Origin of the sequence: Pseudomonas sp. CFBP13508 (assembly GCF_005233515.1) — a bacterium.
Classification (GTDB): domain Bacteria; phylum Pseudomonadota; class Gammaproteobacteria; order Pseudomonadales; family Pseudomonadaceae; genus Aquipseudomonas; species Aquipseudomonas mercuritolerans.
Genome location: NZ_QFZZ01000001.1, coordinates 649,194 through 666,341 on the forward strand (window position 1 = coordinate 649,194; position 17,148 = coordinate 666,341).

Below are 17,148 nucleotides of genomic sequence, written 5' to 3' on the forward strand. Positions count from 1 at the left end.
CGTCAGGAACGCAAAAGCACTTCATCAATATAGAAGTGCTTGGCGATAGAGCAAATGTGTATAGCTGGCGTTGATCGTTCCCATGCGCAGCAAAGGAATGCCGCCGGGGACACTCTGCGTCCCAGAACAGATCAAAAGATCGCAGCCTTCGGCAGCTCCTACAGGGGGCCGGGGATGTGGCGGGTTCAGCCGAGCATTTCGCGCAGGCGATACCAGAACATGCCCAGCGCCAGCAGCGGCGAACGCAAGGCCGGGCCACCGGGGAAGGTCATGTGCGGCACGCCGCTGAACACGTCCATGCCCTGGCTGTGCCCGGCATGAATGGCTTCGCCCAACAACTTCGCGCACCAATGGGTGACGTTGAGGCCATGACCGGAATAACCCTGCGCGTAAAACACGTTCGGGTGCTGCTTGAGCCGGCCAACCTGAGGAAAACGGTTGGCGGTAATGCCGATCTTGCCGCCCCATTGGTAGTCGATGCGCACATCGGCCAGTTGCGGGAATATCTTCAGCATTTTCGGGCGCATGTAGGCAGCGATATCCGCCGGATCGCGCCCGGAATAATGACAAGCGCCGCCGAAAAGCAGCCGTCGATCAGCCGAGAGTCGGTAATAGTCCAGCCCGACTTTTTGATCGCACAGCGCCAGGTTCTGCGGAATCAACTGCGCGGCGCGGCTTTCGTCCAACGGCTCGGTGGCGATGATGTAACTGCCGGCGGGCAGCACTTTGCCGCTGAGTTTCGGCTCGAGGTCATCCAGATGCGCGTTGCAGCCGAGCACCAGGCTGCCGGCGCGTACTGAACCTGTGGCGCAGCGTACCTCGACGGTAGGGCCGTGGAGGATTTCCAGCACCGGGCTTTGCTCGAAGACACGCACGCCCAGCGATGCGGCAAGTCGCGCCTCACCTTGCACCAGATCCAGCGGATGCAAATGGCCCGAACCCATGTCGATCAATCCGCCGGCGTACACACCGGCGTCGACCACTTGCTCACGGATCTGCTGCGGGCCGACCAGCCTGGTTTCGTGGGCATAGTCGAGTTCGGCGAGACTGTCCTGTTCCTGCTTGAACGCGGCGAATTGCGCGGCGGTGTTGGCCAGTTCGCAAAAGCCCCAGCGCAGATCACAGTCGATGGCGTTTTCCGTGATGCGCTGGCGCACCAGCTCCACCGAATCGATGCCGGCGCGCTGCAGATAGCGCACGCCGTCCTGGCCAACGTAACGGGCGAACCCCGCGACTTCATGACCAATGCCGCGAATCAGCTGACCACCGTTGCGCCCGCTGGCGCCCCAGCCGATACGTCGCGCCTCGAGCAACACCACCGACAGACCGCGCTGGGCCAGTTCAATCGCGGTGTTGACGCCAGTGAAGCCGCCACCGATCACGCAGACGTCGGCAAGCAGATCACCATCAATCGCAGGGTAGGGCGTGGTCGCCCGCGCAGAAGCGGCGTAATAAGAGCCGGTGTGTTGTGCGCTGTGCTGGTTCATTTGTTCGACTTCACTTTGCTCCACGACCGGGTCATCAGACGCATGATCGCCTGGGGCGGGGTCGAGGAAATGTAGAGTTTGTCGAGCACCGACTGCGGCGGATAAACCTCAGGGTTGTTGACCAGTTCCTGATCCATGAACGGCTTGGCCGCCGGGTTCGGGTTGGCGTAGCCGACGGTAGCGCTGACTTTGGCGATCACTTGCGGATCGAGCAGGTAATTGATGAAGGCGTGCGCCTCTTCGGCGTTGCTCGCGTCGGCTGGGATCGCCAGCAGATCGAACCACAGGTTGGCGCCTTCCTTGGGGATGGCGTAAGCGATATTCACACCGTTCTTGGCTTCCTTGGCGCGGTTGGCCGCCTGGAACACATCGCCGGAGTAACCGAACGCGACGCAGATGTCGCCATTGGCCAGGTCCGATACGTATTTGGATGAATGGAAATAGGTGATGTACGGGCGGATGCTCAGCAGCTTGGCTTCGGCCTTTTTGTAGTCTTCAGGGTTTTCACTGCGCGGGTCCATGCCCATGTAGTTGAGGATGGCGGGGAAGACTTCGTCAGCGGAATCCATCATCGACACGCCGCACTGGCTCAGCTTCTTGAGGTTCTCGGGCTCGAACAGCACGGCCCAGGAATCGATGTGGTCGATGCCGAGCACTTGCTTGACCTTATCGACGTTATAACCAATGCCGTTGGTGCCCCACAGGTAAGGCACCGAGTGCGCATTGCCGGGATCATTTTTCTCAAGTAATTCAAGTAGTTTCGGGTCCAAGTTCTTCCAGTTCGGTAACTGTGAACGATCGAGCTTCATGAACGCCCCGGCCTTTACCTGACGGGCGAGGAAGTGGTTGGACGGCACCACCACGTCGTAACCGGTCCGGCCGGCGAGGAGTTTGCCTTCAAGGGTTTCGTTGGAGTCGAAGACGTCGTAGATCACCTTGATCCCGGTCTTGCTCTGGAAGTCAGCGAGGGTGGTTTCGCCGATGTAGTCGGTCCAGTTGTAAACGCTCACTTGGGGCTCGGCGTGGGCTGCTGCGCTGAACAGCACGCTCAGCGCGACCGGGAGTACGGATTTCAATAGACGCATATCGACACCTCTTGGATTTATTGGAATTCTCAGGCGCTGCACATTCGTCTGTGGTGTTATCACTTCTTGGATACATCACAGATCCAATGTGGGAGCGAGCCTGCTCGCGAAAGCGGTGTTTCAGTCGACATCTATGGTGAGTGTGCCGACGTCTTCGCGAGCAGGCTCGCTCCCACAGGGACAGCAGCGCGGTCAGACGCTGAGCAGCAGGAACTCACGCTCCCACGAGCTGATCACGCGCTTGAAGTTTTCATGCTCGGCGCGTTTGACCGCGACGTAACCGCGGACGAATTTGCTACCCAGGTATTCGGCCACTTTCGGGCACTCTTCCATCTGCGTCAGGGCTTCTTCGATGGTGATCGGCAGGCGCAGATTGCGGCGCTCGTAGGCCCGGCCTTCGACCGCCGCGCTCGGCTCGATCTTCTCGACCATGCCGATGTAGCCGCACAGCAGGCTTGCGGCAATCGCCAGATACGGGTTGGCGTCGGCGCCGGGCAAGCGGTTTTCCACGCGCATCGATTCAGGCCCCGAAGTCGGCACTCGCAGGCCGACCGTGCGGTTCTCTTCGCCCCATTCGACGTTGACCGGCGCCGAAGTGTCCGGCAGGAAGCGGCGGAACGAATTGACGTTGGGCGCGAACATCGGCAGGACTTTCGGGATGTACTTTTGGAGGCCACCGATGTGATGACGGAACAGCTCGCTCATGTTGCCCTCGGCGTCGGCAAAGATCGGCTGGCCCGTCGCGATCTCGACCACGCTCTGGTGCAGGTGCATGGCGCTGCCCGGCTCGTCGCCGATCGGCTTGGCCATGAACGTCGCGGTGACGTTGTGCTTGAGCGCCGCTTCGCGCAGGGTGCGTTTGAACACGGTGATCTGGTCAGCCAGATCCAGCGCATCGCCGTGGCGGAAGTTGATTTCCATCTGCGCCGGGCCGTCTTCGTGGATCAGCGTGTCGAGGTCCAGGCCTTGCAGTTCGCACCAGTCGTAGACGTCTTCGAACAGCGGATCGAATTCGTTGGCGGCATCGATCGAGAATGACTGGCGGCCGCTTTCCGCACGGCCCGAACGGCCCAGCGGTGCCTTGAGCGGCAGGTCCGGATCTTCACAGCGCTGGGTCAGGTAGAACTCCATTTCCGGCGCGACAATCGGCTTCCAGCCCTTGTCGGTGTAGAGCTGCAGAACTTTCTTCAGCACGTTGCGCGGCGACAGTTCGATCGGGTTGCCGAACTTGTCGAAGGTGTCGTGGATGACGATGGCGGTCGGCTCGATGGCCCACGGGATGACATACACGGCGTCGGAAACCGGTTTGCAGACCATGTCGATGTCGGCCGGGTCGAGCAGGTCGTAGTAGATGTCGTCGTCGACAAAATCCCCGGTTACCGTTTGCAGCAGCACGCTCTCCGGCAGGCGCATGCCGCGCTCATGCAGGAATTTGTTGGTCGGTGCAATCTTGCCGCGGGCGATGCCGGTCAGGTCGCTGACCACACATTCGACTTCGGTAATCTTGTGATCTTTCAGCCAGGTGAACAGCTGATCGAAAGGGGCGTTCATAAAGACCTCGTTATTGGTTTTGTAGACGCCGGGGAGGGCGGGTTTCATCTTCCGCCCCTTCCCCTGTGGCGCGTTGACGACTATCTTGGGCGCGGCTTGCGATTCCATCTATCCACTTTCAGCAGCACCAAAGCGCACCAAAAGAGTGCGCAAGGTCACCCCATGACAACGTGCAATCCGCTCCAGGTACAAGCGTTCAATACCGCCGACGTGGCCGAGCAAATCCGCGCCACACCGGGTTGGGTCCAGCATTACCAGCAGATGTCGCCGGGGCATTTCGCCGGGCAGATTCGTTATCTGGATCTGCAGGGCGTCGAGGTCTACGAAGAACAGATGAACACCCGGGTCGAGCAGAATTTCAGTGCGCCATCCGGTGCTCTGGCGTTCTGTTTCGATCGCAGCGACAACGCGCTGTACCTGCTCAATGAAGAGAGCCGAAACATCTGGATCACCCCGGAAAACTATCGGGAAATCGCCGTGGTGTTCGGGGCGGATTTTGTCCGCGAGCACGGCCTGCAAGTGGCCAAGCTCGAAGGGTTGTTCATGGCGCCGCTGAACTGCGGACAGAACGCTTTGTTCAGCGGCTGGTTAAGCTCGATTCTCACGAAGTTGTCGCAAGCTGCTGATCCACTTGATAAAGATCGCCTGACTCGGCAACTGCTCGAGGACTGTCTGTTCATCCTCGACAACGCTCAAACTCGTCTCGATCGCGGTGGATTGCAGCGGCGCCACGACGAACGCCAAATCATGAAACGAGTGGGGGAGTGGGCGGCAGATTCGCCGGAAGACACGGTCAATCTGCTCGAACTATCCGACGTCGCCGGTGTGCCGCTGCGCCAGTTGCAGCAGGCGTTCAAGGCCTACACCGGCATGACCCCGAGCCACTGGTTACGGCTGAGGCGGCTGAACAGTGCGCACCGTGAATTGCTCAAGCGCAAGCCCACGGAAACCACCGTTGCCGAAGTGGCGATGCGCTGGTCGTTTTGGCATCTGGGACGCTTTTCCAGCAGTTACCGCGCGCTGTTCAAGGAGCTGCCGAGCGAAACGCTCAAGCGCTGAGCAGAAAAAGGCTTTGTGTCCTTCGAGAAGTTAAATAGAATCAGTCTCATTTGAATCTACCTTCGCGCAGGGTCTCTTGAGATGTTTGAAGCCACGTCACCGTCGGAGCAGAGCCTGCAGCAGTTGTATCGCGAGCACCGCGGCTGGCTGGAAACCTGGCTGCGCCGGCGCATGGGCAATGCGTGGGATGCGGCGGACCTCAGTCAGGACACCTTTCTGCGCGTCCTGTGCAACGCGCCGCCACTGGCCGAATTGCGCGAGCCGCGCGCGTATCTGCTCACCGTCGGCAAACGCCTGCTGAGCAATTTCTACACGCGACGCCATCTGGAAAAAGCCTACCTCGACGCCTTGGCGCAAATGCCGGAAGTGTGCGCGCCGTCGCCGGAACAGCGCTGGTTGCTGCTGGAAACCTTGCAGGCGCTGGATGAATTGCTCGATGGCTTACCACGTGCGGTGCGACGGGCATTTCTCTGGAGTCAGCTTGAGGGCTTGGGTTACCGCGAGATTGCCGAGCGGTTGCAGGTTTCTGAACGCACGGTGAAACGCTACATGGCCCAGGCGTACGAGCATTGCTTGCTGGTGGAGCTGTGATGCGCGTTGCCCCGAGCGAGGAAACACGTGAAGTGGCACGGGCCGCAGCGCAATGGCTGGCCTTGCTCGAATCCGGCGGCGCCAGTGATGAAGATCACGCCCGATTGCAGTATTGGCGCGCCAGTGACAGTCGCCACGAAAACGCTTGGCAGAAAATCCAACAGCTTCGCCAGCGTTTCGCAGGTTTGCCGCCGACACTGGCCATGGCCACGCTGGATCGGCCGGATCCGGCGCGGCGCGCGGCACTCAAGCGTGCCTTGGGCGTGGCGGCGCTGGTGCCGGCGGCGTGGTTGATCAGTCGGGAGCTGCCGCTGGAGGTCTGGCGCTCCGATTTGCACACCAGCACTGGCGAGCGGCGCAAAGTGCAGTTGGCCCAGGATTCTTCATTGCAACTCAACACCGACAGCGCGGTGAATGTCGATCTGCCTGCACGTCAGCTGACACTGATTCGTGGCGAAATGGCGCTCAACGTGGCGGGCGATTCAGCCTTTATCGTCAACGCGCCTTATGGGCGAATGATCGTCAGTCACAGCGACATCTCGGTGCGCCTCAATGCGCGCGATTGCCAGGTCTGCGTATTGCGTGGTTCGGTGCAATTGCAGCCACTGCACGGCCCGGCGCTGGTATTGCAGCAGGGTCAGCAAGTCAGTCTGCAAGCTTCGGGCGTGGGGGCGGTGACGGCATTCGATGCGTTGATGCCCGGCTGGCGCGACGGCGTGTTGATGGCGCAAAACCAGGCGCTGGGTGATTTCCTCCGCGAGCTGAGTCGCTACCGCTCGGGCGTGCTGCGTTGGGATCCGGCGCTGGAATCACTGCGTATCACCGGCAGTTTCCGCCTCGACGATACCGATCAAGTGCTGGCACTGCTGGCAGCCAGTTTGCCCGTCGATGTGCATACGCGAACGCGATTTTGGGTGTCACTGGTACCGCGCGCAGAAAAAACTGGCTGAAGCCTGTCCCTTTTTTTCGCCTCGCTGGTCATTCCAGGCAAGTGAACAAAATCGAGAGCTTCTTCCAATGCCCGCAGTATTTCCAGGTCGTTTGCGTCCGTTGTTGCAGTTGAGTCTGTTGCTGAGCCTGAGTGCCAGCCCCGTGTTGATCCAATCGAGCTGGGCCGACGACGGCAGCCGCCGCAGTTATCAGGTGCCGGCCGGTAGCCTGAGTGCGGCGCTGACGCGGTTCGCCGGTCTCGCTGGAGTCAATCTTTCGGTGGATCCGGCGCTGGTCAGCGGCCGCAACAGCAGTGGGTTGTCCGGCGAATTCGGTGTGGAGGAGGGGTTTAGTCGGTTGTTGCTGGGCTCCGGTTTGCAGCTGCAACCGGTCGGTGATCAGGCTTATACGCTAGTGCCCGCAGCGCAAGGCAGCACCTTGCAACTGGCACCGACATCGATTCTCGGCGCGAGCGGTTCAGCGGATGCCGACGTGTTTGCTGGCGGTCAGGTTGCGCGGCGTGGCTCGCAAGGGCTGTTGGGCTCCAAGGATTTCATGGAAACCCCGTTCAGCATGACCACCTACACCAGCGAAACGGTGAAAAACCAACAGGCGCGCACCCTCGGCGACCTGATCGGCAGCGACCCTTCGGTACGCGCAACCAACCCGGCCGGTGGCCGCTACGAGCAATTCACCATCCGTGGTTTCAGCCTGTTCAACAGTGATGTTGCCTACAACGGCCTCTACGGTGTGTTGCCGACTTACACCATCGACATGGAAATGGCCGATCGCGTCGACATCCTCAAAGGCCCGAGCCAATTGATCAACGGGATTTCGCCACGGGGCAGTGTAGGAGGGGGGATCAACGTCGTGCCGAAACGCGCGGCTGACAAGCCGATTACCTCGCTGACGGCCAATTACGCCTCGAACAACCAGGTCGGCGGCGCGGTGGATGTCGGACGGCGTTTTGGTGACGAAAACCAATTCGGTCTGCGCTTCAACGGGGTTAAACAGTCCGGTGATACCGAATGGGATCATCAAAGTGTCGATCGCGACATGGCGGTCCTTGGTCTGGATTTCCGTGGTGAACGCTTGCGACTTTCCACCGATATCGGCCACACCGAACGCGACACCGACGCACCGCAGGAACGCGTACAAGTCGCGGCCAATGCCAAGGTGCCGAACGCCAATGATGTGCGCGATAACTATGCGCAACCCTGGAGCCGGGCGCGCACCAAAGACACTTTCGGCACGGTCAACGGCGAGCTCGATGTCAGCGACTCGGTCATGCTGTATGGCGGCGTCGGCGCACGCAAAAGCAATCATGACTTTTTGCGCCATGCGGTTTCGGTGACCAACGATGCCGGTGATTTCAGCGTCCAGCCGCGCGACTTCACTCGCGACGAGAACGTCCGCACGGCTACCGCTGGGGTGCGCAACTGGTTCCACACCGGGCCGGTCAGCCATGAAGTCAATCTGGCGGCCAACTACTTTTATATGGACTTCGAAAACGGCGGCGCCCGTTACGCGGCCGGGCGCAGCAACCTCTACGACCCGGTGGAAATCCCCAGGCCCGGCACGCCGACCCGCAATGACGCCAAGGTCTACACCGAGAACCGCTTCAGCGGCGTGGCGCTGTCCGACACGCTTGGCTTCTTCGACGATCGTCTGTTGCTGACTTTGGGGGCGCGCTGGCAGCGAGTCAAAGTTGATGACTGGAGCGACGGCATCAAGGGCGACACGGCTTACGATGAGGAAAAAGTCTCGCCATCGGGCGGGATCCTGTTCAAGGCGACGGACAAACTCTCGCTGTACGCCAACTACATGGAAGGCCTCAGCCAAGGCAAGATCGCGCCATCGACATCTATCAACGAAGACGAAATCTTCCCGCCATTCATCAGCCGCCAAGTTGAAGTCGGTGCCAAGTACGACGCCGGCGCATACGCGCTGACGGCAGCGGTGTTCCGTATCAAGCAACCAGCGTATGAGACCAACGCCGTTACGCGAGTCTTCGGGCCGAACGGCAAGCGCGAGAACAATGGCGTGGAACTCAGTGTATTCGGCGAACCGCTCAAGGGGTTCCGATTGCTCGGCGGTTTGATGTACATCGACAGCGAACTGACCCACACCACCAACGGCACATTCGACGGCAACCGCGCACCGGCGACGCCGAAATACAACGTCAACCTTGGTGCGGAGTGGGACGTGCCCATGGTGCAGGGTTTGACCTTGACCAGTCGCGGTATTTACTCAAGTTCGCAGTATCTGGACCAGTCGAACGACAAGGAAATCGACTCATGGGAACGGCTCTACGTAGGCACACGCTATGCTTTCAAGCTGGACGAGAAGACCATTACCTTGCGGGCCAATGTCGAGAATGTGTTGGATAAACGCTATTGGAGCTCGGCGGGTGCATCGGATGACAGTGAGCCGGGATTGACGCTTTCTACGCCGAGAACGTATCTGCTTTCGGCGACCGTGGATTTCTAGGATAGTAGGGTGATTGCATCGATCTTCGTCGATAATACGTTAACTACACTAAATGACCGTTTAGTTGAGCTAACAAAAAATCATTACCGATAACGGAGAAAACCATGATTCAGCGCAAGCCGAACGCATTTGATGTGATTGCTGCGCTGAATCTACAGCCTCATGTCGAGGGCGGTTATTACCGCAGAACCTATCAAGCCGATCACCGTGCCTGCCTCGAAACGCAGCAAGGCCCGCGTTATCTGCTGACCTCGATCTACTATCTGCTCACTGAGCAATCGCCGGCGGGCCAGTTTCATTTCAACCAGTCCGACATCCTGCATTATTTTCAGTTGGGCGACGCCATCGAATACAACCTGATCCACGCCGACGGCTCATTGCAAACGCTGGTGATGGGCAGCGATGTTTTGGCTGGTCAGCAACTGCAGTTGCACGTACCGGGTGGAATTTGGAAAGCCTCTCGATTACTGGAAGGCTCAAATGGCTTTGGCTTGATCAGCGAAGCGGTTTCGCCTGGGTTTGATTTCGCAGACATGGAAATCGGTAATCGCGCAAAACTCACGGCACAGTTTCCACAGCACGGAGCGCTGATTGAAAAGCTGACGCGTGATGATGGATGAGGGCTGTAGATTGGGAAGAATGCGGTTTGTAGGGAAAGCTGGTTTTGAAGCGGCCAACGCAGATTCAAATCTCCCGGGCAACCACGCTGACCTTGTAATACCTTGTTACGTGTAATGTATATTATGTTAAATCGTGTATGCGAATGGTCTCAGGCTTTAGATATCAGATCCACCACTCCTAACCTCTCAGTCTAAGCAACGCCGTTCGTTTGCAGCTTCAACAACCAATGTCTCTCGGTAGTCCATCCGAGAAAAACCCGAGCACCTTCGCTTGCTTGGCGAGCCCCGGTCAACGGTGCGCCAGAAGCCGCTACTCGCAATCCTCTAATCGCCGGCAGGAACCTTTCACGAAATGCACGAGGCTGAATCGCGAAATGAGCTTCGATGCGTTCAAGCGCAAATTGCATTTCTGCCTCATCGAGCATCGCTAGATAAAACACCATCTGCCGCCACGCGTACGCCGTATTTTTGATCATCACCAGGCTGGAGTGATAAAACTTCAACTTCATCTGCTGGCGCATGCATATCCATCTGAAGCATTCCTCGGCCATCGAAGCCAGGCGATGCTGCAACAGCCAGCTGTCGCTCGTACTCGGTCAGTGCACCGCCGGCCAAGAACTGCCCAGTGGCGAAACCTCCAGTGACGACTTCCAGCGTGACCCACTCAGGCACATCCGCGAATGGAGTCCGTGAGCCATACGACGCCGATCCCTGCAATATGTGCTCGATTACATTGCGCCAGCGCTCGATGCGCTTGCTCGTCTGTCCGTTATTGTCGAGGCCCGGTGCAGCGAGTGCTCGAGACAGTTGAAAAGCTGCATAGCCGGCACCTATGCCGGCATTAGCATTCGATTCCCTATCGTCCTTGGGCATGAGTCCTTCCGAGCCTGCGATGTTGTGGGTCCGGGGGCTGGATTCGAACCAGCGCCCACCCGGTTAAGAGCCGAGTGTTCTACCGCTGAACTACCCCGGAACAGAGCGCGGATTGTCCACGAGCGCTGAACGATTGTGAAGATCGGAAATATTGCCGCTTGTGAATATTGCACAGCCGAGATTCTAGCGAGCCCCATCATCGTGGATCGGCTCGACATCAATCTCACTCGACTCACCCAATGCGCGATATCGATCACGGAGCTTCCTCAGCTCGCGCGCCTCCATCTTCTCCAGACCCAGCGTGGCGTTCTGCGCTTCATTGGTGGCTCGGATCAGCTCATCGATCTTCAGATGCAGAATGTCGTTGTCGCGGTTCTGGGTGTTTTGAATGAGGAACACCATCAGGAACGTAATGATCGTGGTCGAGGTATTGATGATGAGTTGCCAAGTGTCGTTGTAGTGAAAGTACGGCCCTGTTCCAGCCCAGGCGACGATCAGAACGATCGCTGTCAAAAAGGTCTTCGGGCTACCTGCCCAGTTGGAAAGTGCCTGGCAAAAGCGTGCAAATTTCATCTTGAAACCTCTGAATAAACCTATCCACTTGACCTCGCTCGATCGTGAAATACTTTGTCATATTTGCGCCGCTCGTCGGTGCCGCAGATTCACCTGAGTGTTCAAGCGTCAGCTCGAGAAGCTACACCGGCGGCTTACCACCCGATTAATCTCCCCTACCACCCGCCCCGTCGCCTCCTCGATCGTTCCCTCATTCCGACACAAAAACCAACCCTGATCGGCAGCGGCCACCTCAAACGCCTCAGTACAAGCGACATGCTCCTCCAGACCGCGAAGTACAGTACTGCTCAAGCCCCGCCGTCGTGCCCCCGCCCTCTCCCACGAAATGTCCGCCGCTGTAACCACCCCGACATGCAGGTCTGGCACCTGTACGTTGCGGTCAATGTTCAATTGCAGGATTTCAGCAAACGGGACTATCCGGCGAAACGCGGCATCGGACGGGTACCAGCGATCGATGAGGATGATGCTGTCGGCGGGTTGTTTGGTCAGCACGTGCTGGGAAATCCAACTGCGGCTATCAGCCAGGCGTTGGCAAACTTCCAGTTCCAGATTCCGGTCGGGATGTCGGACGAGTCGATTCACCAGATGCATTGTCTCGCCCCTGAACGGGTCGCTTTTTTTCTCGCACAGTCGGATGACTTTCTGGTTGTTTGCCCTCAGGACTTCAGTGATGGCCTCCAATAGCGAGGTTTTGCCGACGCCTTTGGGGCCATCCAGAGCGACAAACAGCGGACGAGTCATTTTTCTCACAGGCTTTAACGGGGAGTAGCGCGCACTCTAACGGATTTTCAGGTTGAACCTCTGCTGCTCAGCAGGACTCCCAAACTCAAATCTAGGAGAAACCTATGACCCAGACAGCTCTAGTCGTGGGCGCCAGCGGCATTGTCGGCAGCGCCATCACCCAGTTACTCATCGACAACCAGTGGCACGTTGCCGCGCTGTCGAGACATCCATCGCAAGCGCACGGCGTGATTCCTGTCGCGGCAGACCTTCAGGATCCTGCTTCTCTGGAACATGCGCTAAGGGATGTGAAACCCACGCATGTGTTCATTACCACATGGTCGCGGCAAGCCACGGAGGCCGAAAACATTCGCGTCAATGCAGCCATGGTGCGCAACGTCCTCGCCACCATTCGCCCAGCCAAAAGCGTCAAACACGTAGCACTGGTTACCGGCCTGAAACACTACCTCGGCCCGTTCGAAGCCTACGGTAAGGGCAGTCTGCCGCAGACGCCGTTTCGCGAAGAACAGGGTCGTCTCGATGTCGAGAATTTCTATTACGCACAGGAAGACGAACTCTTCGCCGCAGCTGAAAAGGACGGCTTCACCTGGAGCGTGCATCGCCCGCATACCGTCACCGGGGTGGCCGTGGGCAATGCGATGAACATGGCAACCACCCTCGCCGTCTATGCCTCGATTTGCAAACACACCAATCGCCCCTTTGTGTTTCCCGGATCCAAGGTGCAGTGGGACAGCCTCACCGACATGACCGATGCGCGGCAGTTGGCGAAACAACAACTGTGGGCGGCCACCACTCCGGCTGCGGCCAACCAGGCGTTCAACGTCACTAATGGCGATGTATTCCGCTGGAAATGGATGTGGAGCCGAATTGCCGAATACTTCGACCTGCATGCTGCCGATTATCCCGCTTCAGCCTCACCCCTTGAAAAGCAGATGGCAGACGATCAAGCCGTTTGGACGCAAATAGTCGCGGAGCACGGTTTGAAAGAATCCGATATCGATCGCCTGATTTCTCCATGGCATACCGATGCCGACCTTGGTCGCCCCATCGAAGTGGTCACGGATATGTCGAAAAGCCGCCTGATGGGCTTCACTGCCTATCAGGCGAGCGATCAGGCATTTTTCGACGTGTTCGACAGGCTGCGGGAGATGCGCTTGATACCTTAGGCGGTTCCAGACAGATAAGGTGGGCATCTGGCGTGCCCACCTTATCCAACAGTACTTTCCACGCCTCGCCCCTCCCCCTCATCTGCGACGTTCATTCGCCCTGTGAAATCCTCCCGCCATTCACCGGCAGAACGCAGCCGATCGTATATCCCAACTCCAAAATAGCGCCCTCGACAGGCACTGCTCTGTATCCAAGTGTGTACGGACGCAAACACGTTACACAACATTGATCTTCCCGCCCCCTCAGACACAAGCGAGATACACCAGCACGATGAACTGCGCTCACGGCCAGCGCAGTGCTCCTGTGCCTGACACCTGTCATTGGAAGCACCTGAACGGCTTCCACTTTCTTGACGACGAGTCGGAGGATTAAACCAATGCAAACAAACGCGTTATCGGTCTTGAATCGGCTGCAACTTAATCTCGATCGCGCTGGGGACTGGATCGCCCCTTTGAGCCTGCGCGTTTTTCTGGCCTGGGAGTTTTTTGAAGCGGGATGGGAAAAGTGGAACGGTGAGAACTGGTTCCCAAGCATTCAAGGGGCCTTTCCTTTTCCCTTCAATCAGCTGCCGGCTACGTTCAATTGGCAGTTATCCATGTGGGCAGAACTGCTCTGTTCCATTGCTTTGCTTGTAGGCCTGGGAACACGCCTCTCGGCACTGATCCTCATAGTGGTCACCGTCGTGGCAACTGCCGCAGTTCACTGGCCAGCAGAGTGGTCGACGTTGAGCGAACTGGCTATGGGGTACTCCATCAGCAACAAAGGCTACGGCAATTTCAAGCTGCCGTTGATCTATCTCGTCGCACTTCTGCCACTGGTATTCACAGGCGCCGGCAAGCTGAGCCTGGATGCATTCATCGGTCGGTATCTCAAGCGTTTGAATGCACGCTGAGTGTTATCGCGTCACCGAGGTTATCGCTCTCAACCCCCGCTAGTTAATCAGGAGTTTCACCATGACCCATATTGATAAAGTGCTGTACACCGGCAAAGTCCATACCTCTTCGGGTGGTCGCAATGGCACCGCCCTCAGTGACGACGGCCGACTGGATATAAAGCTGTCATCGCCTGGCACTTCTGGCGCCGGTACCAACCCAGAGCAATTGTTCGCCGCAGGTTGGTCGGCTTGTTTTATCGGCGCGATGGGGCTTGCGGCGAGCAAGCTGAAAGTCACCCTCCCGGGTGACCTTGCTGTCGACGCCGAAGTCGATCTAGGCACAACCGATGGCGCTTATTTCCTCCAGGCTCGCCTCAATGTCTACCTTCCCGGGCTTGATCGAGAAGTCGCTCAAGACCTGATCGAAACCGCACACCAGACTTGCCCGTACTCCAAAGCGACGCGGAACAACATCAACGTAGTGATCAACCTCGTTTGAGCAGAACCGTGGCGGGTTTCAACCGCCCGATCAACGCCCACCCGGCTGCCAAAGGTGACCGTGGAGGTGGCGTGGATCGGGCGTTTCAGACGTCGAATCGGAGTATTGAGCTCATGCAAACGAACACTTCATCATCAACGCATTTAGATCCACAGATCCCCCTTGAGGGGACCGTCGGGCTGGGATTGCGCCGTGCGCTGCTTAACACGCTCCGTGACGCTCCAGTCGGGGATTTCGATTTTCTAGAGGTTGCTCCAGAGAACTGGATCGGCATCGGCGGCGCTCATGGTGAGGCCTTGCAGTTGCTGGCTGAACGCTACCCGCTGTCATGCCATGGTCTGTCACTGTCGCTGGGTGGCAGTGCGCCGCTGGACGAATCTTTTCTTGAGCAAGTCCGCGGGTTTCTTGATCGCTTCAACGTGCCGTTCTATAGCGAACACCTGAGTTACTGCAGTGACGATGGCCATTTATACGACCTGCTGCCATTGCCATTCACTGAGGAGGCCGTTCATCACGTTGCTGCGCGCATCCGCCGTGCACAGGACATTCTCGGTCGTCGTCTTGCTGTAGAAAACGTCTCCTACTACGCCGCTGCTCATCAGGACATGGACGAACTCACGTTCACCAATGCAGTGCTCCGCGAGGCGGATTGCGACCTGTTGCTCGACGTTAACAATGTGTACGTCAACTCAGTGAACCACCGCTTCGATCCAGCGGTTTTCCTCGCCGGCCTGGAACCAGAACGCGTAGTCGCCATGCATGTGGCTGGCCATTACGACGAAGCTGATGACCTGATCATCGACACCCATGGCGCCTCGGTCAAACCGGTAGTCTGGTCATTGCTGGGCCAGGCTTATGGCCTCTTTGGCGTGAAGCCAACCCTACTGGAGCGCGATTTCAACTTTCCGTCCTACGACGAACTGGTGGCTGAGCTGAACACCATCAGGCGCTTGCAACGCGACGCCATTGCTTTGGTGCGGGTGACCGTCGATGGCTGACTCCCCTTCAAGTTTGCCCAGTCAGCAGCTCGCGCTGACCCGGTACCTGCGTGACCCGGACAGTTATGCGCCGCCTGCGCAGATGAATCCTGCAAGAGCGCAGGTCTATCTCAACCTGGTGTTGAACAATCTGTTGGGGTTGCTGGGTGGAACGTTTCCGGTGCTGGTTGCCGTGCTGGGTGATGCCGGTTGGCGTGCACTGGTACGACGTTTTTTGCGTGACTACCGCGCGCAAACGCCACGCTTCGGAGAAATTGCTCGTGAGTTTGTAGAATTCGTAGCGAGCCTGGAGGACTCGCCTGATCACGAACACCCCTGGTACCCGTTCTTGCCAGAATTGGCCCATTACGAGTGGGTGGAAATGGCGCTGCAACAGTTGGACGCTGCGCCGTTAAAGGCTAGTGATGCAGAACAGTTACTCGATCGTCCCCTCAGGCTTTCACCACTCGTCTGGCCGCTGGCTTACACCTGGGCCGTACATCGTCTCGGGCCAGGTCATCTGCCTTCTGAACCGCCAGAACAACCAACGTTGCTGCTGATCAGCCGTGTGCCGAGTGGCCAAGTGCAATTCTCCCAGGTCAGCCCTCTCGCGTTCCGTTTGTTGCAGCGGATCGAGCAGTTCCCTGACATGGATGGTCGAGCGCAGTTGCACGCTTTGGCTGCGGAGGCTGGTGCTTCAGACGTGACCGGCTTCGTCGCTGACGCACTGGTGCTGCTGCGCCAGCTGCATGAGCAAGCTGTCGTCGGGATAGCAGCGACACCCGTTTTAAAGCTGTTGTCCTGAATGACGCGCAAAGGCTGAGGTCAGTTTTTGTATCTCTATGTACCCAAACGCTAAGTCTTGGGATTGGCTTACAAATGCTCCGCTCGCCGATACATCGCCGATACATGACTCCCGCTAAATAGGCCTACCCGAACAAGGACGCTGTATCGAAGTGGAAGACGCTTGTGCCTTTCGCCTCGAACTTCCTTGAGGGTCTATCCGCCCTGTGGCAAGAACCGCGGCCTGGCCGCGCAAAGCATCTGGAGAAGCACTATGTACCGTAAACCAATGTCGAACAAAACCAGTCTTGGCCTGGCCGCAATTGCTTTAGCCGGTGGCATGAGCCTGGCATCGTCTGCGGCTTTTGCTGTTGAGCCATTGCCCCAAGGCTACCAACTGGCATCGGCCGATAAAACCGGCGAGGGCAAGTGTGGCGAAGGCAAATGCGGCGCCAGCGAAGCCAGCGACAAGTCCGCTACTGCCGAGGGCAAGTGCGGTGAAGGCAAGTGTGGGGACGACTCTTTCGCTCGCACAGACACCGACCACGATGGCCTTGTTTCTCAAAAAGAACTGCTGACCGTGGCACCTCAGGGCGGTGAAGAATTCAAAGCGATGGACACCAACCACGATGGTTTTCTTTCGGAAGGTGAGGTCTACAAGTTCAGAACCAACCAGTACATTTCCAACGGCAAGAAAGTACCCACCGAGCTATTTACCCGCATGAGCAAAGCGCAGAACTGATTCCTCCCGCCGTAGCATTCGCCCTCCCCGCGCCTGCAGCCAGGGAGGGCGATTTACCTTCTGCAAAGCCCCCAGTTGTATTGATTACACCGCGTTATAAGTGATG

General features: G+C 58.1%; 17 protein-coding genes and 1 tRNA gene. 11 read left to right on the forward strand and 7 right to left on the reverse strand.

The window, feature by feature from the left end; translation table 11 throughout:
- Positions 1–185 precede the first annotated feature (185 nt).
- From PspCFBP13508_RS02885 to PspCFBP13508_RS02900, 3 genes are all read right to left on the reverse strand, one after another.
- Positions 186–1,487, reverse strand: coding sequence for an FAD-binding oxidoreductase (locus tag PspCFBP13508_RS02885; protein ID WP_137213585.1), 1,302 nt, complete (start codon positions 1,485–1,487; stop codon positions 186–188).
- Positions 1,484–2,572, reverse strand: a complete 1,089-nt coding sequence (locus PspCFBP13508_RS02890; protein WP_137213586.1) for a polyamine ABC transporter substrate-binding protein — start codon at positions 2,570–2,572, stop codon at positions 1,484–1,486. Before PspCFBP13508_RS02890 ends, PspCFBP13508_RS02885 begins: the two co-directional genes overlap by 4 nt.
- Positions 2,573–2,764: 192 nt before the next feature.
- Positions 2,765–4,123, reverse strand: coding sequence for a glutamine synthetase family protein (locus tag PspCFBP13508_RS02900; RefSeq protein ID WP_016774729.1), 1,359 nt, complete (start codon positions 4,121–4,123; stop codon positions 2,765–2,767).
- A gap of 162 nt (positions 4,124–4,285) precedes the next feature.
- Between PspCFBP13508_RS02900 and PspCFBP13508_RS02905 the strand changes: the two genes are divergently transcribed.
- From PspCFBP13508_RS02905 to PspCFBP13508_RS02925, 5 genes are all read left to right on the forward strand, one after another.
- The gene (locus tag PspCFBP13508_RS02905) at positions 4,286–5,182 is read left to right on the forward strand and encodes a helix-turn-helix domain-containing protein (RefSeq protein WP_137213588.1); all 897 of its coding nucleotides are present in this window, start codon (positions 4,286–4,288) and stop codon (positions 5,180–5,182) included.
- A gap of 81 nt (positions 5,183–5,263) precedes the next feature.
- Positions 5,264–5,773: a sigma-70 family RNA polymerase sigma factor gene (locus PspCFBP13508_RS02910; protein ID WP_137213589.1), complete on the forward strand. Its 510-nt coding sequence runs from the start codon at positions 5,264–5,266 to the stop codon at positions 5,771–5,773.
- Positions 5,773–6,723, forward strand: coding sequence for a FecR family protein (locus tag PspCFBP13508_RS02915; protein ID WP_137213590.1), 951 nt, complete (start codon positions 5,773–5,775; stop codon positions 6,721–6,723). Before PspCFBP13508_RS02910 ends, PspCFBP13508_RS02915 begins: the two co-directional genes overlap by 1 nt.
- 67 nt (positions 6,724–6,790) lie before the next feature.
- Entirely contained in the window at positions 6,791–9,193 is a 2,403-nt protein-coding gene (locus PspCFBP13508_RS02920) for a TonB-dependent receptor (protein WP_137213591.1), read from the forward strand.
- A gap of 104 nt (positions 9,194–9,297) precedes the next feature.
- Positions 9,298–9,813, forward strand: coding sequence for a cupin domain-containing protein (locus PspCFBP13508_RS02925; protein ID WP_130910178.1), 516 nt, complete (start codon positions 9,298–9,300; stop codon positions 9,811–9,813).
- A 414-nt stretch (positions 9,814–10,227) separates the two neighbouring features.
- Here PspCFBP13508_RS02925 and PspCFBP13508_RS02930 read toward each other — a convergent pair whose 3' ends face one another.
- The 4 genes from PspCFBP13508_RS02930 to PspCFBP13508_RS02945 all read right to left on the reverse strand — a co-directional run bounded on the left by PspCFBP13508_RS02930 (position 10,228) and on the right by PspCFBP13508_RS02945 (position 12,000).
- Positions 10,228–10,686: a hypothetical protein gene (locus PspCFBP13508_RS02930; RefSeq protein ID WP_137213592.1), complete on the reverse strand. Its 459-nt coding sequence runs from the start codon at positions 10,684–10,686 to the stop codon at positions 10,228–10,230.
- A gap of 25 nt (positions 10,687–10,711) precedes the next feature.
- Positions 10,712–10,786 (reverse strand) — tRNA-Lys (locus PspCFBP13508_RS02935).
- Positions 10,787–10,869: 83 nt separating this feature from the next.
- The gene (locus PspCFBP13508_RS02940) at positions 10,870–11,259 is read right to left on the reverse strand and encodes a low affinity iron permease family protein (RefSeq protein WP_137213593.1); all 390 of its coding nucleotides are present in this window, start codon (positions 11,257–11,259) and stop codon (positions 10,870–10,872) included.
- 108 nt (positions 11,260–11,367) lie between these two features.
- On the reverse strand, positions 11,368–12,000 hold the full coding sequence (locus tag PspCFBP13508_RS02945) for a dTMP kinase (protein WP_137213594.1): 633 nt from the start codon (positions 11,998–12,000) through the stop codon (positions 11,368–11,370).
- Positions 12,001–12,104: 104 nt separating this feature from the next.
- Here PspCFBP13508_RS02945 and PspCFBP13508_RS02950 point away from each other — a divergent pair, with 104 nt between their 5' ends.
- The 6 genes from PspCFBP13508_RS02950 to PspCFBP13508_RS02975 all read left to right on the forward strand — a co-directional run bounded on the left by PspCFBP13508_RS02950 (position 12,105) and on the right by PspCFBP13508_RS02975 (position 17,042).
- On the forward strand, positions 12,105–13,166 hold the full coding sequence (locus PspCFBP13508_RS02950) for an SDR family oxidoreductase (RefSeq protein ID WP_137213595.1): 1,062 nt from the start codon (positions 12,105–12,107) through the stop codon (positions 13,164–13,166).
- A 377-nt stretch (positions 13,167–13,543) separates the two neighbouring features.
- Positions 13,544–14,059, forward strand: coding sequence for a DoxX family protein (locus PspCFBP13508_RS02955; RefSeq protein ID WP_137213596.1), 516 nt, complete (start codon positions 13,544–13,546; stop codon positions 14,057–14,059).
- Between the two features lie 61 nt (positions 14,060–14,120).
- Positions 14,121–14,540, forward strand: coding sequence for an organic hydroperoxide resistance protein (locus tag PspCFBP13508_RS02960; protein WP_137213597.1), 420 nt, complete (start codon positions 14,121–14,123; stop codon positions 14,538–14,540).
- Positions 14,541–14,653: 113 nt separating this feature from the next.
- Complete coding sequence (locus PspCFBP13508_RS02965) at positions 14,654–15,538, forward strand: DUF692 domain-containing protein (protein ID WP_137213598.1); 885 nt, start codon at positions 14,654–14,656, stop codon at positions 15,536–15,538.
- Positions 15,531–16,322 (forward strand): putative DNA-binding domain-containing protein, encoded by a 792-nt coding sequence (locus tag PspCFBP13508_RS02970; RefSeq protein WP_137213599.1) that lies wholly within the window; start codon positions 15,531–15,533, stop codon positions 16,320–16,322. The genes PspCFBP13508_RS02965 and PspCFBP13508_RS02970 overlap by 8 nt, the downstream gene beginning before the upstream one ends.
- 252 nt (positions 16,323–16,574) lie before the next feature.
- On the forward strand, positions 16,575–17,042 hold the full coding sequence (locus tag PspCFBP13508_RS02975; RefSeq protein ID WP_137213600.1) for a hypothetical protein: 468 nt from the start codon (positions 16,575–16,577) through the stop codon (positions 17,040–17,042).
- Positions 17,043–17,148 lie beyond the last annotated feature (106 nt).